The organism is Neisseria sp. P0009.S007, from assembly GCF_051962515.1.
The window spans coordinates 1-2,205 of sequence record NZ_JBQCVF010000217.1 but is presented as its reverse complement, the minus strand read 5'-3'; the positions used below and the strand labels follow the sequence as shown (position 1 = coordinate 2,205).

General features: G+C 47.6%; 3 protein-coding genes and 1 other RNA gene. 1 reads left to right on the top strand and 3 read right to left on the bottom strand.

What is annotated here, in order from left to right; genetic code table 11:
• Positions 1–77: DUF3683 domain-containing protein (locus ACTHS3_RS11775; RefSeq protein ID WP_440368017.1), on the bottom strand; the 77-nt coding region annotated here is incomplete at its 3' end.
• A gap of 260 nt (positions 78–337) precedes the next feature.
• On the opposite strand from ACTHS3_RS11775, the gene ffs reads away from it, so the two are divergent.
• Positions 338–434: signal recognition particle sRNA small type (gene ffs, locus ACTHS3_RS11770), an RNA gene on the top strand.
• A gap of 117 nt (positions 435–551) precedes the next feature.
• Here the strand turns inward: ffs and ACTHS3_RS11765 are convergent.
• Both ACTHS3_RS11765 and ACTHS3_RS11760 read right to left on the bottom strand, forming a co-directional pair.
• On the bottom strand, positions 552–1,769 hold the full coding sequence (locus tag ACTHS3_RS11765; protein ID WP_003679234.1) for a uracil-xanthine permease family protein: 1,218 nt from the start codon (positions 1,767–1,769) through the stop codon (positions 552–554).
• 167 nt (positions 1,770–1,936) lie between these two features.
• A partial coding sequence (locus ACTHS3_RS11760; protein ID WP_440368016.1) for a hypothetical protein occupies positions 1,937–2,205 on the bottom strand: 269 nt, incomplete at its 5' end.

Genomic DNA, 2,205 nt, shown 5'->3' with positions numbered 1-2,205 from the left:
ACGATTTCGCGGTCGGTATAAGAAGTATAGTTATAGGGAATTTCTCGAATACGCTGAGGGGCAGTAGTCGTGGTCATGGTCGTGTTCCGTTGATGGATGTAATGTTTTTATATTAAAGGCCGTCTGAAAAATGCAATTTCTTCTTGATGGCGTAAAGTGTTAATGTAGTGTAATTTTCGATATTTTTCAACGGAAAAGACAATAAACATTTCAATGGGAATGATTTTCAACTAGGTAATATTGTTTACAATCTTGTCATGTAAATGATTTTCAGACGGCCTGACAGATTTTATCGCTTGAGTTTTTCTGTAAAACCGCTATAATGCGTTTCTTCTATGGCGGGTCTCCCCGCATGGTAATTCGGAACACCGGGTCAGGGGCGGAAGCCAGCAGCCCACTCTGATGAGCCAGTGCCGGGGGTTCGGCTCGCCACCTTATTCAAAAATGCCGGAGATGGTTAAGTCTCCGGCATTTTTCATTGTATAAAGCGTAATAAAAAGGCCGTCTGAAATCTCATTTTCAGACGGCCTTTGAGTTTATGAGCCAGCTATTTATGCTTCTTCTGATTTTGTATTGGGCAAAACGCAGTTCAGGATAATGGCCAATACGGCGCATAAACCTACACCGGCGAAGCTCAAAGTACCTACTTTGATAATCATGCCGCCGATACCTGTCGTCAATACGGAACTGACGATAACCAGATTTTTCGGCTGCATCAAATCGACTTTCGCATCAATCAATGTTTTGATGCCCAAAGAGGCGATTGTACCGAACAGCAGCAACATAATGCCGCCCATAACCGGCATAGGAATCGAAGCCAAAAACGCGTTGAACTTACCGAAAAATGCCATGAAAATCGCAAAAATTGCCGCCCAAGTCATGATAACGGGGTTGCTGTTTTTGGTAATCATCACCGCGCCGGTCACTTCACCGTAAGTGGTCACAGGCGGGCCGCCGATCAAACCGGCCACGCACACGCCCAAGCCGTCGCCGGCGAGGGTTTTGTCCAAGCCCGGGTCTTTAGTGTAGTTTTTGCCGGTTACATTACCGATGGCCATAATGCCGCCGATGTGTTCGATGGCCGGGGCGATGGCAACGGGCAACATAAACAAGGCAGCCTGCCAGTTGACTTGAGGCGTTTCAAAATGAGGGACGGCAAACCAAGGAGCGTTGATGATGGCGCTGGTATCGACCAAGCCCATGATCAAAGCCAACACATAGCCTGAAGCCACGCCGATCAGAATCGGAATCAGCTTCATCATTTTGCTGCCGAAGACAGAAACAATGACGGTTACCGCAAAGGTAAAGCCGGACAGAATCAGCGAGTCGATATAGTCGATGACCTGTTTTCCATCCGCCTGACCCATGGCCATGCTGCTGGCTGCAGCGGCCACGGACAAACCGATTACCATAATCACCGGACCGATAACCACGGGCGGCAACAGCTTGTGTACCGCATCTAGACCGCGCCATCTAATTAGCGCGGCAAAGACAAAGTACATGAAACCTGCCGCAAACAGGCCGAACATGGTAGAAGGCAGGCCCCATTCGCCGATGGAGTAGATAATCGGTGCAATAAAGGCAAAAGAAGAGCCGAGGAAAATCGGCACTTTACGTTTGGTAACCAATTGGAACAACAAAGTGCCCAAGCCTGCGCCCAATAATGCCAAAGCCGGGTTCAGTCCCGTCAGAAGCGGCACAAGCACCATGGCACCGAATGCGACAAACAAAATCTGCGCACCGGCTACCGCCGTTTTAAGCTGATTCATAAAAGCTCCGAAGAAAATTCAAATGGCGCAGATTATACTGATTTATCCTAATTGTGAACATTTATTTACAAAAGGCCGTCTGAACATATGTAACGATGACACCTGTTCAGACGGCCTTATTCGATAGCGAATTGTTAATAACTTATCAAAATCGATTAGGAAAATTTTCAGCCGCGTGTTTCGCGCCAAACCAAATAATCGCGCAGGGGTGGCATGGGCGGATTGATGCAGTGCGGACAGATGCCGGTTGTGTCTTCATCGTCGCTGTCGATATGGTAGTCGTTTGGATCGAAGCGCACCTGCTGCATCACAGCTTGCGCCAATGCTTGTTCCTGTACGACATCAAATTCAAATTTTTCCAAAATCTCATTCAATAGGCAGATTTCGCCGTCGCTGAAAGATTCGCTGTGTTTGACAATGAGGCGTTGATAATCTT

Coding starts and splice junctions, on each gene's coding strand:
- ACTHS3_RS11765 (WP_003679234.1), bottom strand. CDS start 1,769: ATGAATCAGCTTAAAACGGCGGTAGCCGGTGCGCAGATTTTGTTTGTC.